The sequence below is a fragment of the Microbacterium sp. Leaf288 genome (assembly GCF_001422925.1).
GTDB lineage: Bacteria > Actinomycetota > Actinomycetes > Actinomycetales > Microbacteriaceae > Microbacterium.
In genome coordinates, this window is record NZ_LMNI01000010.1 from 228,246 (window position 1) to 243,968 (window position 15,723).

19 protein-coding genes are annotated in these 15,723 nt (G+C 70.3%); 7 read left to right on the forward strand and 12 right to left on the reverse strand.

Annotated elements, in window-relative coordinates:
* Positions 1-11: 11 nt before the first annotated feature.
* Together ASF40_RS05230 and ASF40_RS05235 are read right to left on the reverse strand one after the other, a co-directional pair.
* Positions 12-1,046, reverse strand: a complete 1,035-nt coding sequence (locus tag ASF40_RS05230; RefSeq protein WP_056367173.1) for an iron-siderophore ABC transporter substrate-binding protein — start codon at positions 1,044-1,046, stop codon at positions 12-14.
* A 180-nt stretch (positions 1,047-1,226) separates the two neighbouring features.
* Positions 1,227-1,874 (reverse strand): biotin transporter BioY, encoded by a 648-nt coding sequence (locus tag ASF40_RS05235; RefSeq protein ID WP_056367174.1) that lies wholly within the window; start codon positions 1,872-1,874, stop codon positions 1,227-1,229.
* Between the two features lie 168 nt (positions 1,875-2,042).
* Here ASF40_RS05235 and ASF40_RS05240 point away from each other — a divergent pair, with 168 nt between their 5' ends.
* Positions 2,043-3,641, forward strand: coding sequence for an ABC-F family ATP-binding cassette domain-containing protein (locus ASF40_RS05240; RefSeq protein WP_056367175.1), 1,599 nt, complete (start codon positions 2,043-2,045; stop codon positions 3,639-3,641).
* Positions 3,642-3,743: 102 nt separating this feature from the next.
* Here ASF40_RS05240 and ASF40_RS05245 read toward each other — a convergent pair whose 3' ends face one another.
* The 4 genes from ASF40_RS05245 to ASF40_RS05260 form a co-directional block, all read right to left on the reverse strand.
* A complete protein-coding gene (locus tag ASF40_RS05245) occupies positions 3,744-4,637 on the reverse strand; it encodes an SURF1 family cytochrome oxidase biogenesis protein (RefSeq protein WP_056367176.1) in 894 nt (297 codons plus the stop codon).
* Positions 4,634-4,864, reverse strand: coding sequence for a hypothetical protein (locus tag ASF40_RS05250; protein WP_056367177.1), 231 nt, complete (start codon positions 4,862-4,864; stop codon positions 4,634-4,636). The genes ASF40_RS05245 and ASF40_RS05250 overlap by 4 nt, the downstream gene beginning before the upstream one ends.
* Entirely contained in the window at positions 4,861-5,250 is a 390-nt protein-coding gene (locus tag ASF40_RS05255; RefSeq protein ID WP_056367178.1) for a DUF3099 domain-containing protein, read from the reverse strand. The genes ASF40_RS05250 and ASF40_RS05255 overlap by 4 nt, the downstream gene beginning before the upstream one ends.
* Positions 5,251-5,317: 67 nt before the next feature.
* On the reverse strand, positions 5,318-5,782 hold the full coding sequence (locus tag ASF40_RS05260; protein ID WP_056367179.1) for a DUF4190 domain-containing protein: 465 nt from the start codon (positions 5,780-5,782) through the stop codon (positions 5,318-5,320).
* 128 nt (positions 5,783-5,910) lie between these two features.
* Here ASF40_RS05260 and fabG point away from each other — a divergent pair, with 128 nt between their 5' ends.
* Positions 5,911-6,621: a 3-oxoacyl-ACP reductase FabG gene (gene fabG / locus ASF40_RS05265; RefSeq protein WP_056367180.1), complete on the forward strand. Its 711-nt coding sequence runs from the start codon at positions 5,911-5,913 to the stop codon at positions 6,619-6,621.
* A 29-nt stretch (positions 6,622-6,650) separates the two neighbouring features.
* Here the strand turns inward: fabG and ASF40_RS05270 are convergent, their stop codons facing one another.
* The 3 genes from ASF40_RS05270 to ASF40_RS05280 form a co-directional block, all read right to left on the reverse strand.
* On the reverse strand, positions 6,651-7,358 hold the full coding sequence (locus tag ASF40_RS05270) for an alpha/beta fold hydrolase (protein WP_056367181.1): 708 nt from the start codon (positions 7,356-7,358) through the stop codon (positions 6,651-6,653).
* 61 nt (positions 7,359-7,419) lie between these two features.
* Complete coding sequence (serB, locus tag ASF40_RS05275) at positions 7,420-8,061, reverse strand: phosphoserine phosphatase SerB (RefSeq protein ID WP_056367182.1); 642 nt, start codon at positions 8,059-8,061, stop codon at positions 7,420-7,422.
* A gap of 42 nt (positions 8,062-8,103) precedes the next feature.
* Positions 8,104-9,348, reverse strand: coding sequence for a glucose-1-phosphate adenylyltransferase (locus ASF40_RS05280; RefSeq protein ID WP_056368223.1), 1,245 nt, complete (start codon positions 9,346-9,348; stop codon positions 8,104-8,106).
* Between the two features lie 48 nt (positions 9,349-9,396).
* Here ASF40_RS05280 and glgA point away from each other — a divergent pair, with 48 nt between their 5' ends.
* From glgA to ASF40_RS05295, 3 genes are all read left to right on the forward strand, one after another.
* Positions 9,397-10,590 carry a glycogen synthase gene (gene glgA / locus ASF40_RS05285; RefSeq protein ID WP_056367183.1) on the forward strand — a complete coding sequence of 398 codons (1,194 nt, stop codon included), beginning with the start codon at positions 9,397-9,399 and terminating at the stop codon, positions 10,588-10,590.
* Positions 10,591-10,599: 9 nt separating this feature from the next.
* Complete coding sequence (locus tag ASF40_RS05290; protein WP_056367184.1) at positions 10,600-11,385, forward strand: ABC transporter ATP-binding protein; 786 nt, start codon at positions 10,600-10,602, stop codon at positions 11,383-11,385.
* Between the two features lie 123 nt (positions 11,386-11,508).
* Complete coding sequence (locus tag ASF40_RS05295; protein WP_045302322.1) at positions 11,509-11,763, forward strand: type B 50S ribosomal protein L31; 255 nt, start codon at positions 11,509-11,511, stop codon at positions 11,761-11,763.
* A gap of 63 nt (positions 11,764-11,826) precedes the next feature.
* On the opposite strand, the gene ASF40_RS05300 is transcribed toward ASF40_RS05295, so the two are convergent.
* Positions 11,827-12,558: an exonuclease domain-containing protein gene (locus ASF40_RS05300; protein WP_056368225.1), complete on the reverse strand. Its 732-nt coding sequence runs from the start codon at positions 12,556-12,558 to the stop codon at positions 11,827-11,829.
* 89 nt (positions 12,559-12,647) lie between these two features.
* Here ASF40_RS05300 and ASF40_RS05305 point away from each other — a divergent pair, with 89 nt between their 5' ends.
* Entirely contained in the window at positions 12,648-13,547 is a 900-nt protein-coding gene (locus ASF40_RS05305) for an alpha/beta fold hydrolase (protein ID WP_056367185.1), read from the forward strand.
* Here ASF40_RS05305 and ASF40_RS05310 read toward each other — a convergent pair.
* Positions 13,507-14,061, reverse strand: a complete 555-nt coding sequence (locus tag ASF40_RS05310) for a CGNR zinc finger domain-containing protein (protein ID WP_200919437.1) — start codon at positions 14,059-14,061, stop codon at positions 13,507-13,509. The two genes, ASF40_RS05305 and ASF40_RS05310, sit on opposite strands and share 41 nt — an antisense overlap.
* Before the next feature lie 75 nt (positions 14,062-14,136).
* On the opposite strand from ASF40_RS05310, the gene ASF40_RS05315 reads away from it, so the two are divergent.
* Positions 14,137-15,147 carry an EamA family transporter gene (locus ASF40_RS05315; protein ID WP_056367187.1) on the forward strand — a complete coding sequence of 337 codons (1,011 nt, stop codon included), beginning with the start codon at positions 14,137-14,139 and terminating at the stop codon, positions 15,145-15,147.
* Here the strand turns inward: ASF40_RS05315 and ASF40_RS05320 are convergent.
* A complete protein-coding gene (locus ASF40_RS05320) occupies positions 15,119-15,592 on the reverse strand; it encodes an Lrp/AsnC family transcriptional regulator (RefSeq protein WP_045302332.1) in 474 nt (157 codons plus the stop codon). The genes ASF40_RS05315 and ASF40_RS05320 overlap by 29 nt on opposite strands.
* Between the last annotated feature and the right edge of the window lie 131 nt (positions 15,593-15,723).

A 15,723-nucleotide genomic window follows, 5' to 3' on the forward strand; every position in this document is an offset into this window, starting at 1 on the left:
CTCCTGGCCTGTCAGTCGGCCGTGAGGGCGTCGTTGAGCAGCGCGAAGTACTCGTCGACGCCCCAGCCGATCGACAGCGGAGACGGGTTGGCCGAGGCGGCGAGCGGGGTCGCCTCCTCGAGGATCGCGATGCGGCCCTCGGCGATCGCCGGGATCTGCGACAGCAGCGGGTCCGCCTGCAGCTGCGCGATGATCGAGCCGCTCGCGTCGCCGTAGGTGACGAACACGTCGACGTCGGCGAAGCGGTCGGCCTGCTCGGCGCTCACGGCGGTGTAGAACTGCACGCCGTCCGACTCCTCCTCGACGACGGCCGGCAGCGGGAAGCCGAGGCCCTCGAGGAAGCCGGGGCGCGTGTCGAGGCTCGTGTAGAAGCCGATCTGGCTGAAGTCCGACGGGTCGATGTACGAGAAGAGCACGCGCGAGTCGGCGAGCTCGGGGTAGTTCGCGAGCGCCGCGTCGACCTCGCCGTGCAGCTCCTCGATGAGGGCGTCCCCCTCCGCCGCGAGGCCGAGCGCCTGCGAGTTGAGACGGATCATGTCCTCGTACGACGTGCCCCACGCGACTTCGGGGTACGCGACCACGGGCGCGATCTTCGAGAGGGTGTCGTACTCCTCCTGCGTGAGGCCGGAGTACGCGGCGAGGATGACGTCGGGCTGCGTGTCGGCGACCGCCTCGAAGTCGATGCCGTCGGTCTCGTCGAAGAGGACCGGCGTGTCGGCGCCGAGCTCTTCCAGCTTGTCCTCGACCCAGGGCAGCACGCCGTCGCCGTCATCGTCGCCCCACGTGACCTCGGCCATGCCGACGGGCACGACACCCAGCGCGATCGGCACCTCCTGGTTCGACCACGCGACGGTGGCGACGCGCTCGGGCTGGGACTCGATGACCGTCTCGCCGTACGCGTGCTCGATCGTGACCGGGAAGCCGGCTCCGGAAGCGGCGTCGGCGGTGTCGCCGGTGCTGTCGGCGGTCGCGCTCGCGCACCCGGCGAGGGCGATCGCGGCGGCGGCGAGCATCGCGGTGGCGGCTGCGGGGCGGTTGAGGCGCACGGAATCCTCCGATGAGTTGTTAGGTAAGGGTGCCCTTAGCGAGGGCTGGGTAAGGCCAACCTTACCCAGCCGTTTCCCAGATTGCGAATCCGTCGCGTCACGCTCCCGTGAACGCGAAAGCCCCCGGCCGTGCAGCCGGGGGCTTTCGAGAGACGGATGCCTCGGGTCGAGGCATCCGTCTCAGTTCTTGCTCTGGTCCGCCTTGCGGACGAGCGCCCACGCGCCGGGGATGATCGCGGCAGCGAGGGCCGCCTTGATGAGGCCGCCCAGGATGAACGGGAGGAGGCCGACGGCGAGCAGCTCGCCGAACGAGTAGTCCAGGCCCATCACGACGTTGAGGATGAAGGCCATGTACGGGATGCCGAACAGGAACGGCACGACGCTCGCGGCGGCGAAGCCGAGGAACGCGAGCCCGGGGCGGCGGTCCCACGCGCGCTCGGCGAACCAGCCGGCGACGAACGCCGAGAAGATGAAGCCGATCACGAACCCGAAGCTGGGCTTGCCGATCGCGGCGACGGTGCCGGTGAAGCCGGCGAAGACGGGGAGTCCCGCGAGGCCGACGAGCATGTAGGTCGTGAGGGCGGCCGCACCGCGCCACGCGCCGAGCGCGGCGCCGACGACGATGACACCCAGCGTCTGACCCGTGATCGGCACGGGCCACAGCGGGATCTCGACCTGGGCGAGGAGGGCGACGATGGTCGCGCCGGCGATGACGAGTCCGGCATCGAGGGCGAACGCGCGAGCGCGCGAGGACGGTCGGGCGATGACGTCGGCGAGGACGCGACGCGTACCGGCGGAGGCGGTCGGAGCGGCGGCGATGGATGACATGGGACTCAGCCTAGGGGGAGGTCGGAGCGGGTTCTTGGACGGGATCCACGAATGATCGGCCGATCCGCTGTCCGCCGGTGTTCCGGCGACGACCGAGCCGGGCCCGTATACTGGGAGGCTGGCCGTTCGGCCACCTCCCCATCTCCATCGACGGATCGGACTTCCGCTGTGCTCGCCGTGCACGACCTCGAGATCCGCGTGGGCGCCCGCGTGCTCATGTCGGACGTCTCCTTCCGCGTCTCGGACGGCGACAAGATCGGTCTCGTCGGCCGCAACGGCGCCGGCAAGACGACGCTGACCAAGGTCCTCGCGGGCGATCTCATCCCCGCGGACGGCAAGGTCGAGCGCTCCGGCGAACTGGGCTACCTGCCCCAGGACCCGCGCTCAGGCGACCCCGAGATGCTGGCGCGCACGCGCATCCTCGACGCACGCGGCCTCGGCTCGCTCGCGATCGGCATGCACGAGGCATCCCTTGCGATGGGTGACGACGACGAGGCGGTCGCCGCGAAGGCGATGCGCAGGTACGCGAATCTCACCGAGCGCTTCGAGGCGCTCGGCGGCTACGCGGCAGAGGCCGAGGCGGCGTCCATCGCCCACAACCTCTCGCTGCCCGACCGCATCCTCGATCAGCCGCTGAAGACCCTGTCGGGTGGCCAGCGTCGCCGCATCGAGCTTGCGCGCATCCTGTTCTCGGACGCGCAGACGATGATCCTCGACGAGCCGACGAACCACCTCGACGCCGACAGCGTCGTGTGGCTGCGCGAGTTCCTCAAGGGCTACAAGGGCGGGCTCATCGTGATCTCGCACGACGTGGAGCTCGTCGGCGAGACGGTCAACCGCGTCTTCTACCTCGACGCGAACCGCCAGGTCATCGACGTCTACAACATGAACTGGAAGAACTACCTGCGCCAGCGGGTGGCCGACGAGGAGCGCCGCAAGAAGGAGCGCGCCAACGTCGAGAAGAAGGCCACCGTCCTGCAGCAGCAGGCGGCCCGGTTCGGCGCCAAGGCGTCGAAGGCCGCCGCGGCCCACCAGATGGTGGCGCGCGCCGAGAAGATGCTCGCGGGCCTCGACGAGGTGCGCCAGGAGGAGCGGGTGGCGAAGCTGCGCTTCCCGAAGCCCGCTCCCTGCGGCAAGACGCCGCTCATGGCCTCGGGCCTGTCGAAGTCCTACGGCTCGCTCGAGATCTTCACGGATGTGGACCTCGCGATCGACCGCGGCTCGAAGGTCGTGATCCTCGGCCTCAACGGTGCCGGAAAGACGACGCTGCTGCGCATCCTCGCGGGCGTCGACCAGCCCGACACCGGACAGCTCGAGCCCGGTCACGGTCTCAAGATCGGCTACTACGCGCAGGAGCACGAGAACCTCGACGTGTCGCGCTCGGTGCTCGAGAACATGATGTCGGCGGCGCCCGACATCACCGCCACCGACGCGCGCAAGGTGCTGGGGTCCTTCCTGTTCACCGGGGATGACGTGCTGAAGCCCGCCGGCGTGCTCTCCGGCGGCGAGAAGACGCGGCTGTCGCTTGCGACCCTCGTCGTGTCGTCGGCGAACATGCTGCTGCTCGACGAGCCCACGAACAACCTCGACCCCGCGTCGCGCGAGGAGATCCTCGGTGCGCTCGCCCACTACGAGGGCGCGGTGGTGCTCGTGTCGCACGACGAAGGTGCCGTCGAGGCGCTCAACCCCGAGCGCGTTCTCATCCTCCCCGACGGCGTCGAAGACATCTGGGGTCGCGACTACGCGGACCTCGTGTCGCTCGCGTAGCGCGTCGGCAACGCGCACAGCGGCGGAGGCCTTGCGCGACACGCGGCAAACGGATGCCTCGACCCGGCGTGTCGCCGAAGAACTCCGATCCTGTGCTCGGGGTCAGCGGCCGGCGGCGTCGAGCAGCGCGTCCTCGTCCTCCGCGTCGCGGTCGCGGCGACGGCGCGGTGCCGGCGGCGCGGTGGCCGGGGCATCCGTTCCGCCTGCCTCCGACGGGGCGTCCTCCGCATCCTCGCGACGGTGGCGGCGCTCGGTGCGGATGACATAGCCGATGAAGACGAATCCCATCACCGCGAACAGGATCCACTGGATCGCGTACGAGAGATGGGGCCCGGGGTCCTCGGACGGGGGCTCGAGGGCGCTCGGCGCGGTCGCCGGGGCCGGGTCCTCCGACACCATGACGCCGTAGGCGCTCCGCTCGAAGGCCTCGCGCGCGGTGGGCGAGATCGTATCGGCGATGAGGCCGAGATTGATCGTGGGGACCTGTCCCTCGGGCGCCGAGCGACCCGACGAGGGCAGGGGCTCGCCCGGGCGCAGGCGCACGACCACGGTCGCCTCGCCGGACGGGGGAGCCGGGATCGCGTCGGGGACGGGCTGGTCCTGGCCCGGCGGCACCCAGCCGCGGTCGACCAGCAGCACGCGGCCGTCGTCGAGGCGGAAGGGCACGAGCACCTCGAAGGCCGAGGTTCCGCCGTGCGGGCGGTTGCGCACCAGGAGCTGTTCGTCGGTCAGGTACGTCCCGGTGAGGGTCACCGGGTGCCATTCGTCACCGGGCGAGAAATCGCCGCCGGCAGGGAGGAGCTCGGCCAACGGCACCGGGACGGCGTCGTAGTTCTCGGCGACGAGCGCGAGCTGTCCGGAGCGCTCCTGGTTGCGCGTGAACTGCCAGTTCGACAGGAAAGCGCACGCGATCGCGAACACGACCGCGAGGGCGATGTAGATCGCCCAGCGGCCCGCGCGGGGCAGGCTCTGCATGCTCACGGAGCGGGGGCTCATCGGGCGGCCTCCGTCGGGGTGAGCGGGGCGACCCCCACCGGGAAGTCGCGTGCGGCGAGGAACTCGCGGAGGTACCCTACGTGCTCGTCGCACGCCACCCAGGTCTTGTGGCGGTCCTCCCCGTGGATGCGGGGATTGCGCCAGTCGATGCGCCAGCGAGCGGCGGCGCGGCAACCTGCGCGCGAGCAGACCGCGTCGGCGACCTGGTCGGGTCCGGCGTCGCTCATGCGGTCGGGTCCGCCTCGTCGGTGGGCTTGTCGTCCGTGCGCTCGTCGTCCGCCGGGATCGCCCGGGTCTCCTCGATGCGGATCACCGGGGTTCCGGTCGCAGCCGTCGTGGGTGCGGCGGGCAGCGCGGGCTCGGGATCCTCGCGGCGGTTGCGCCGCGCCTCCTGACCGACGTTCGCGGAGACGACCGCGATGTACGGCAGGAAGATCGCCGCGGCGCCGAAGAGCCACGTGTACCAGCCGTACGGCGTGATGACCACCATGAGGATGAAGCACGCGACGCGGATGCCCATCGTGATCAGGTAGCGGGTCGAGCGCGCGTCGACGTCGTCGCGCGGGGAACGCGGCAGGGATGTCGCCGACGGGGCGTGGCTCGAACTCTTCACGGTACTTCCAGGGTACGCCGGTTGCACCGCGTGATCGCCCCGGGAACGGGTCCCGGGGCGAGCGGTTTCAGGAGTACGTGCCGTACTGCCCGTACATCCCCACGAGGAAGGAGAAGAACAGGATCGCCGCGATGGTCCCGAGGATCGCGAGCCCCAGTCCCACCCAGCCGACGATGGTGCCGGCCAAGGCCATTCCGCGCCCCTGCTCGCCGTTCGTCTTGAGCTGGTTGAGCGACATGTGGCCGGTGATCACGCCCACGACCGAGCCGATGAACGGCAGGATGACGAAGGCCGAGATCGACGCGATGAGCGACACGATCGCCAGCGTGTTCGTCTTCGCGGGCGCGCCGTAGCCGTACGCGGGGGCTGCGCCGTACGCGGGAGCGGAGCCGTATGCCGGAGTGGCGCCGTAGGCGGGCGCGCTGCCCGCGGGCGAGCCGTAGGCGGGCGGGGGATAGGCCCCCTGTGCGGGCGGAACCGGCGGGTACGAGCCCGGCTCCGGTGCGGGGTTCTGCGGGGTGTTGTCGCTCACGGGGCGGCCTTTCTTCGATGTCTGGGACCAGAGTCCCAGCGCCGCGGCGGGGGTGTCAAACACGCCGGCCGATCGGGGCGCCGCCGGTAGGCTGGTGCGGATCCGCCACAACCCCCGGGAGTGCCACCATGTCCACCGATCGCGTCGTCCTCGTCACCGGCGGAAACCGCGGCATCGGCCGCGCCATCGCGGAGCGCTTCGTCGCCGAGGGCTACAAGGTCGCCGTCACCGCGCGCTCCGGCGAGGGACCCGAGGGCACCCTCACCGTGCGGGCGGATGTGACGGATGCCGCCGCCGTCGACGCCGCCTTCACCGAGGTGGAGAACACGCTGGGCCCGGTCGAGATCGTCGTCGCGAACGCCGGCATCACGAAGGACACCCTCCTGCTGCGCATGACCGAGGACGACTTCGACAGCGTCGTCTCGACCAACCTCGGCGGCGCATTCCGCGTCGTCAAGCGCGCCTCCAAGGGGATGCTGCGCGCCCGCTGGGGCCGCGTCGTGCTGATCTCGAGCGTCGTCGGGCTGTACGGCTCGGCCGGTCAGATCAACTACGCCGCCTCGAAGAGCGCCCTCGTCGGGTTCGCGCGCTCGCTCACCCGTGAGCTCGGAGCCCGCGGCATCACGGCGAACGTCGTGGCCCCCGGCTTCATCGAGACCGACATGACGGCCGAGCTCTCGGACGACACGCAGGCCGAGTACAAGAAGAACATCCCCGCCGGGCGCTTCGCGTCCCCCGACGAGGTGGCCGGCGTCGTGACGTGGATCGCCTCGGACGACGCGGCCTACATCTCCGGCGCCGTGATCCCGGTCGACGGCGGCCTCGGCATGGGGCACTGACCGCAGCACTCCGCGCGACGTCGGCGTTCTCAGGCGATCGCCTGCAGGATCGCCTCGGCGACGGCGCCGGGCCGTGAGAACTGCGGCCAGTGGCCGGTCGCGTCTCCGGGGGAACCGAGCTCGATGATGTCGAGGTGCTCGAGGGCGGCGAGTTCGGCCGCCCAGGGCGGTGCTGCCGCGATGATCTCGCGGATCTGCGCCTCCGCCACCGTGCCGGTGATCATCGTCGCCGGAACGGCGCGCCGCCGCTCGTCGGTGAGCCGGATCGGATCGGTCGGCACCCGCTCAGGCACTGACTTCGCGCGTGCCGCGGCCTCCGCCCGCGCCTGCGGGTCGAGGTCGGCGATGTCGGGCTCGTCGAAGAAGTCCCAGCCGGGAAAAGGGATGACACCGTCGACGACGGGGAACTCGGAGATGGAGCCGCCGTCGCCGGGAGGGAACGTGTCGAGGAAGACGACCCGGGCGACCCGGTCGGGCCGCGCATCGACGGCGCCGTAGGCGACGTTGCCCCCGCCCGAATGACCGACGAGCACGACAGGGCCGTCGAGCCGATCGATCTGCGCGACCGTCGTGGCGATCCAGTCGGCGATGCCGATGCCCGCGGACTCCGTGGCGGAGGCGCCGACCCCCGGCATGGTGAGCGCGTGCGTGCGGTGGCCGGCGGCTTCGAGGGCGGGGTCGACGTCGCCCCACGACGACGCGTCGAGCCACAGCCCGGGAACGAGGATGATGTGCATGCTCCGACGCTACCGACGGCGCCCGACATCGGAACAGCCCCGCCTGGGGCGACGAGCGCGACTACGGCAGCAGCGGGATGACCTCGGCGAGGTCGACCGGACCGACGACCAGGTCGGCGCGTTCGCGTACCGCGGGCTTCGCATTGAAGGCGACGCCGAGCCCGGCGACGGCCATCATCTCGAGGTCGTTCGCGCCGTCGCCGATCGCCAGCGTGCGGCTGAGGGGCACGCCGCGCTCGTCGGCCCATTCGCGGAGGGCGGCGGCCTTGCCCGCAGCATCCACGATCCGGCCGTCCACAGCGCCGCTCAGCACGCCGTCCCGTGTGGCGAGCCGGTTGGCGCGCCACACGTCCACCCCGAGGTCGGGGGCGACCGTGTCGAGGATCTCGTGGAACCCGCCCGACACCACACCCACGGCGCCGCCGCGCTCGTGCACCGCCGCGATCAGCTCGCGGACGCCCGGCGTGGGCTCGATGCGCGCGAGCACGCGCGCGAACGCCGCGACGGGCACGCCCTCGAGGGCCTCGACGCGGGAGCGCAGGCTGGTCGCGAAATCGACCTCGCCGCGCATCGCGGCCTCGGTCGCCGCCGCGACCTCCGCGCCGCGTCCTGCCTCATCGGCGATCAGCTCGATGACCTCGTTGCGGATGAGCGTGGAGTCGGCGTCGAGCACGACGAGGAAGCGGGCGGGCGCGGCAGGCATGCTCCCACGCTAGCCGGACCGGATGCCGCCGCTCGCCGTGTGTCAGCGCTCGACGCGGAACCCCTTGCCGACGACGGTGATGCCGCTGTCGGTGATCGTGAAGCCGCGCGCGAGGTCCTTGTCGCGGTCGACGCCGACCGTGGCGCCGTCCTCGAGCACCACGTTCTTGTCGAGGATCGCGCGGTGCACCCGGGCGCCCGCACCGACGTGCACGTGATCGAAGAGCACCGAGTCGGTGATCGTCGACCCGCCGCCGGCGAGCGTCCACGGACCCACCACGCTGCGCTCGAGGTGCGTGCCCGACAGCACCGACCCGAGCGACACGATCGAGTCGATCGCGTTGCCGATGCGGCCGACCGAATCGCGCACGAACTTCGCGGGCGGGGAGTTGACCGCCTGCGAGTGGATCGGCCAGTCCATGTTGTACAGGTTGAACACCGGCAGCGTCGAGATGAGATCGCGGTGCGCGTCGAAGAACGAGTCGATGGTTCCCACGTCACGCCAGTAGTACCGGTCGCGATCGGTCGAACCCGGCACGTCGTTGCGGTTCATGTCGTACACGCCGGCCTCGCCGCGGTCCACGAAGTAAGGGATGATGTCGCCGCCCATGTCGTGGTTCGACGTGGGCAGCTCCCCGTCGGACTCGACGGCCTCGATGAGCGCGTCGGTGTCGAAGATGTAGTTGCCCATCGAGGCGAGCACCTGGTTGGGCGCGTCGGCCAGGCCCACGGCGTTCTGCGGCTTCTCGAGGAACTCGCGGATGCGCATCGGATCCTCGGGGTCGACGTCGATCACGCCGAACTGGTTCGCCAGCGAGATCGGCTGACGGATGCCGGCGACCGTTGCCCGCGCGCCCGATTCGATGTGGGCGGCGAGCATCTGCCGGAAGTCCATGCGGTAGACGTGGTCCGCGCCGATGACGACCACGATGTCGGGCTGCTCGTCGTTGATGAGGTTGAGGCTCTGCAGGATGGCGTCCGCCGATCCCGAGAACCAGCGCTTGCCCAGGCGCTGCTGCGCGGGCACCGACGTGACGTAGGAGTCCAGGAGCGCCGACATGCGCCACGTCTGCGAGATGTGGCGGTCGAGGCTGTGGGACTTGTACTGCGTCAGCACCACGATCTGCCTCAGGCCCGAGTTGATCAGGTTCGAGATCGCGAAGTCGATGAGCCGGTACTGGCCTCCGAACGGGACGGCGGGCTTGGCGCGATCCGCGGTCAACGGCATCAGCCGCTTCCCTTCGCCGCCGGCGAGGATGATTCCGAAGACCTTGGGTGCAGCTGGCATGCGACCCACACTATGACGCGTTCCGGCCCGTGTACTAGCGTTCGACACATGCGAGTCGACATCGTCACCAAGGAGTACCCGCCGGAGATCTACGGCGGCGCCGGTGTGCACGTGACGGAGCTCGTCAAGGCGCTCCGCTCGAGCATCGATGTCCGGGTGCGCGCGTTCGGCGCCGCCCGCGACGAGGAGGGCACCACGTCGTACGGCGTTCCGGCGGAGCTGGGCGCCGCCAACGCCGCGGTGCAGACGCTCGGCACGGATCTCGAGATCGTGACGGATGTCGCGGGCGCCGACGTCGTGCACAGCCATACCTGGTACGCGAACTTCGCCGGGCACCTCGCGTCGCTGCTGCACGGCATCCCGCACATCGTGACCGCCCACAGCCTCGAGCCGCTGCGCCCGTGGAAGGCCGAGCAGCTCGGCGGCGGCTACGCCGTCTCGAGCTGGATCGAGAAGTCGGCGTACGAGGGCGCCGCGGCCATCGTCGCGGTGAGCAACGGCATGCGCGAAGACATCCTGCGCAGCTACCCGGCGCTCGACCCCGGGCGCGTCCGCGTGATCTACAACGGCATCGACGTCGAGGCGTGGCACCCCGTCGAGGACCCCGCGCTGCTGGCCGAGCTGGGGATCGACCCGGCGAAGCCGTCGGTGGTCTTCGTCGGCCGCATCACGCGCCAGAAGGGCCTGCCGTACTTCCTCCGCGCCGCCGAGCGCCTGCCCGCCGACGTGCAGGTGATCCTCGCCGCCGGCGCGCCCGACACCCCGCAGATCATGGCGGAGGTCGAAGAGCTCGTCCGCGGGCTCCAGGAGACCCGCGAGGGCGTGGTGTGGCTCGATCGGATGCTCTCGCGCCACGAGCTGTGCACGATCCTGAGCGCGGCGACCACCTTCGTCTGCCCGTCGGTCTACGAGCCGCTCGGCATCGTGAACCTCGAGGCGATGGCCTGCGGCGCCGCCGTCGTCGGGACGGCGACCGGCGGCATCCCCGAGGTCGTCGTCGACGGTGTCACAGGGCGCCTCGTGCCCATCGAGCAGGTGCAGGACGGCACGGGCACCCCGACAGACCCCGAGCAGTACGTGTCGGATCTCGCGCGCGTGCTCACCGAGGTCGTGAGCGATCCGGAGCGCGCGCGCGAGTACGGCGCCGCCGGACGGAAGCGCGCGACCGATGATTTCAGCTGGCAGCGCATCGCCGACCAGACGGCCGCGCTGTACGCAGAGGTGGTCTCCGGCGGCCGATAGGCTGTCAGCATGCCCCAGGTGCTCGAGTTCTCCGACGTCGTCGTCCGCCGAAACGCCCGGAACATCGTCGACCACCTGAACTGGACGATCAACGACGACGAGCGCTGGGTGGTCCTCGGACCCAACGGCGCCGGCAAGACCACCGTGCTCCAGATGGCCGACACGCTGCTGCACCCCACGTCAGGCGTCGTGACCATCCTCGGCGAGCGTCTCGGCCGCACCGACGTCTTCGAACTGCGGCCCCGGATCGGGTTCGCGTCCTCCGCGATGGCGCGTCGCGTGCCGCCGGAGGAGACCGTGCTCAACGTCGTCCTGACGGCGGCGTATTCCGTGCTCGGCCGCTGGCGCGAGGACTACGAGGACATCGACGAGCGCCGCGCGCTGCGCGTGCTCGCGGAGTGGAAGCTCGACCACCTCGCCGACCGCACCTTCGGCACCCTCAGCGACGGCGAGCAGAAGCGCGTGCAGATCGCCCGTGCCGTCATGACCGACCCCGAGCTGCTGCTCCTCGACGAGCCGACCGCCAGCCTCGACCTGGGCGCGCGCGAAGAGCTGCTGATCCTGCTCGGCGGCTACGCCCAGGCGCCGACGACGCCGGCGATGATCATGGTCACGCACCACGTCGAGGAGATCCCCATCGGATTCACCCACGTGCTGTTGCTGCGCGACGGCCAGGCCGTGGCATCCGGTCCGATCCGCGAGACCCTCACCGCCGAGGCGCTCACCGACACGTTCGGCGTGCCGATCCGCCTCAGCGAGGAGGGCGGCCGCTTCGCGGCACGCGCCGCGCACTGAGCCCCGAGAGACTGCCGGTTCGGCGTCCGCGCGGGAGACTGGTAGAATCTTTCTTTGGTGCATTCGCACCCCAGACTTTGACCGCCCTGGCAAAATCCAGGGCACCATCCTCAAAGGACCATCATGAAGACTGACCTCCACCCGGACTACCAGGCCGTCGTGTTCCGTGACCTCGGCTCGGGCGAGACCTTCCTCACCCGCTCGACGGTGACCAGCGACAAGACGATCGAGCTCGACGGTGTCGAGTACCCCGTCATCGACGTCGAGATCTCGTCGGCCTCGCACCCGTTCTACACGGGCAAGCAGCGCATCATGGACTCGGCCGGTCGTGTCGAGAAGTTCAACCAGCGCTTCAAGAACTTCGGCGGCTCCAAGTAAGCCTCAGCTCTTCCGGAAGACCCCGCTTCGGCGGGGTCTTCTGCGTTTCCGGGGCGACGCCGGTCAGCGGATCGGCCAGCGACCGTCGAGACGGTCGTCGGGATCGATCCTCCCGATGCGGATGAAGTACTCGGTGAGGCTCTCCGCCTGGGCACGGGCCCAGCCGATCTGGCGGGTGTGCAGCTCATGCACCGTGTCGGGCAGCCACGGCGCGAATCGCTCCGCGAGCGCCTGCGCGACGCGGCCGGCAGCGACCGCGTCGGCCGATGCCTCGTGCGCGGCGTCCAGTCGCACGGCGTAGTGTGCGGCGACGACCTCCAGCGTGCGCTTGCCTTTGCGCCACCGGTCGTAGGCCTTGTCGACGACGAGGGGATCGATCACGGGCGACGGATCCTCGATCGGCGCGATGTCGTGGCGCAGCGACTCGTACTTCAGTAGTGAGAAGTCGAACGGCGCGTTGTAGGCGACGACGGGGATTCCGGTATCGAGCAGGGCGCGAACGGCCGTGACCACTTCGTCGACCACCTCGGCGGCCGGTCGGCCGTTCGCGCGGGCGTGCTCCGTGGAGATGCCGTGGATCGCGCTCGCGCCGTCGGGGATCTCGACGCCGGGATCGGCCAGCCAGTCGCGGGCGCGGATGACGCAGCCCGATGCATCCAGCAGACCCACGTGGGCCGTGACGATGCGATCGGCGGCGACAACGATGCCGGTGGTCTCGAGATCGAACACCCCGACCATGCTCACCCAGTCCGGCGCATCCCACAGCGGCAGCTGTTCGGGATGCGGGCGGCTCATGCCGTTCACGGTATGCGTCGCCTCCGACATCCGGCGGCAGGCACTCCGCGCACAGCCGGGACCCGGGGGAGTCCTCGTAGACTCGACGGGTGACAGCGCCCAACCCGTACGCCCCGCTCCTCGACGTGATCCCGGTCGAGCGGCGCGAGGCCGCCGTTCTCGGCGGCACGACGGCGTATTGGGTCTACGGTCCCGCCGACGCCGAAGCGACCATCGTCGCGGTGCACGGATTCCGCGGCGAGCACCACGGTCTCGAGCCGGTCGTCGCGCACCTCCCGAGCGTCCGCGTGATCTCACCCGACCTTCCCGGCTTCGGCGAGACGGCGCCCGTCCCCGGCCGCACCCACGACCTCGACCTCTACGCCGAGTGGCTCCGTGAGTTCGCCGCGGCGGTCGCACCGGGATCCGTGATCCTCGGGCACTCGTTCGGCTCGATCGTCGTCGCGGCGGCCGTCGCCGGCGGCCTCGGGACGCCGCGGGTGATCCTCGTGAACCCGATCGGCGCTCCGGCGCTGGAGGGCCCGAGAGGCATCCTCACGAGGCTGGCGGTCTTCTACTACTGGGCAGGCGCGAAGCTGCCGAAGCGGCTCGGCGAGGCCCTGCTGCGCAACGGGCTCATCGTGCGGGTGATGAGCGTGTCGATGGCGAAGACCAAGGACTCCGGCATCCGTCGATTCGTGCACGATCAGCACGACACCTACTTCTCACGATTCGCCGACCGCGACGTGCTGCACGACGCCTTCGTGGCGTCGGTGTCGAACGACGTGCGCGCGTTCGCACCGCGCATCGCCCAGCCGACGCTGCTGGTCGCCGCCGTGAGGGACGACATCACGCCCATCGAAGCCGAACGCAAGCTCGCGAGGATGTTCCCGGACGCGGAGCTGGTGGAGATCCCCGACGTCGGGCACCTCATCCACTACGAGACGCCGGCGGCAGCCGCCGACGCGATCACGCAGTTTCTCGCGCCTTCCGACGCCGGTACGCGTTGACGTTCATGCGGTTGCCGCAGTTGCCGGTGTCGCAGTAGCGCTTGGAGCCGTTCTTCGAGTAGTCGATGTAGACGGAGTCGCAGTCGTCCGCGGAGCAGATGCGCACGCGGTCGTACTCGTCGGAGCGGATGACGTCCACGAAGGCCATCGCCGCCTCGACGAGGATGCGGGTCGCGAGCGGTGCATCGTCGCTCGTGGCGTGCACGTGCCAGTCGAAGCCGTCATGGCGGACGAGTCGGGGCAGTGCGCTGCCGTCTGCGAGCATCTCGTTGACCAGCGGGACGGCGCCGTCGCGGTCGACCTCCCACAGCTGCCGCAGACGCGGGCGGATCGCACGGATCGCCGCGAGCTCCTGCTCCTCGCGCCGGATGAGCCCCGTGTACGGGTTCACCACCAGGTACTCGTCGAACTCTTCGAGGGTGGTGAGCGTGTCCTCGTCGTCGTAGCCGGGCAGCGTGTTGACCAGGTAGGCGGCCGCGCGGAGGCTCAGCTCCGTGTCACGAATGAAAACCACGTTGACTCCTGACATACAGTTCCACTACTGTCACCAGTGTAAGCAGTGTTCACCCCTGACAGCCGGATGCCGCCCATGACCGTCTCGACCGCGTCCCTTCCCGTCATCGCCCCGAGCGCGGCCTTTCGCGCGCACGCGCGAATGCGCACCAGCGGGCTCGTGATGGGCGTCGCCTCGGCGCTGGCGTTCTCGTCGAGCGGTCCCTTCGTGAAGCCCCTGCTCGAGGCCGGCTGGTCGCTCGGGGCGGCGCTGCTGGTTCGCATGGGAGTCGCCGGCCTCGTGCTCTCGCCGGCGCTGTTCCTCGCGATCATGCGGCAGCGCGGCTTCCTCAAGCGGCACTGGCGGCTCATCGTCGGCTTCGGCCTGATGCCGGTGCTGGGCTGTCAGCTCTTCTTCTTCTCGGCGATGCAGCGGATGCCGGTGGCCGTGGCGCTGCTGATCCAGTACCTCGCGCCGGTCATGCTCGTCGTCGCGATCTGGGTGCGCACGCGCACAGCGCCGTCGGCGCTCGTGCTGTGGGGCTCCGCGGTCGCGATGGTCGGTCTGGTGCTCGTCGTCGACATCTCGGGCGCCTCGTTCGACCTGATCGGAACGCTGCTCGCCCTCGCCGCCGCGGTGTGCGTGTGCGCGTACTTCGTGATCTCGGAGCGGGCCGGCGACGACCTGCCGCCGCTCGCGCTGGCCGCCAGCGGCCTGCTGACGGGTGCGATCGTGATGGGCGTGCTGTGCCTCACCGGCATCATGCCCTTCCAGGCGCCGGCGGTCGACGTGGTCCTCGCGGGTGTGGCGGTGCCGTGGTGGATGCCGCTCTTCTGGGTGGCTGCGATCGCGACGACGCTCGGCTACGCGCTGGGCGTGATGGCCGTCCCGCGCATCGGCTCGCGGGTCGCCTCGTTCGTCGGGCTCTCGGAGGTGCTGTTCGCCCTCATGTTCGCGTGGGTCTTCCTCGCCGAGGTGCCGGCGCCCATCCAGTTCGTCGGTGGGGCGCTGATCCTCGCCGGAGTGGTTCTCGTGCGCGCCGACGCGTCGTCGACCGGAAACCCCAAGGGCGCCGCGGCTACGACTCCCGTCGTGCCAGCTCCATGAGCGGCGTCACGCGGTGGGCGATGACCTCGCCCATCACGAGCGACGTCTCGGTGCGCTCGACCCCCTCGATCGCGAGGATCCGGGCATCGGTGTCGAAGAGGTGCTGGGTGTCGCGGCACGCGACCCGCACCAGCAGATCCACCTGACCCGACAACCCGTGCGCCTGCACGACCTCCGGGACGCGGGCGAGTTCGACGGCGATGCGGGGCAGGTCGGCCTGACGCACGATGACGCTGATGAACGCCTCGATCGGGAACCCGAGCGAAGCGGACGAGATGGCTCGCTCGTACGACAGGAAGACCCCCGCCTTCTCCAGGCGCGACATGCGCGCCTGGACGGTGTTGCGCGAGAGGCCGAGTCGTTCGGCGAGTGCGACGACGGTCGCGCGCGGGTCGGCGGAGAGCGCTGCCAGCAGCTCCAGGTCGACGTGATCGAGGGCACTCATAGTGCGAAACGTTAGCACGCCTGTGGTGGGCTTGAGTTGTCAACATGCTCAAGAAGTCTTCGAATGCTTGAGCGAGGTGCGATGCGGACGTACCGTTGAAGCAGCCGGCGACGTGGCCGGCGCACGCGAAG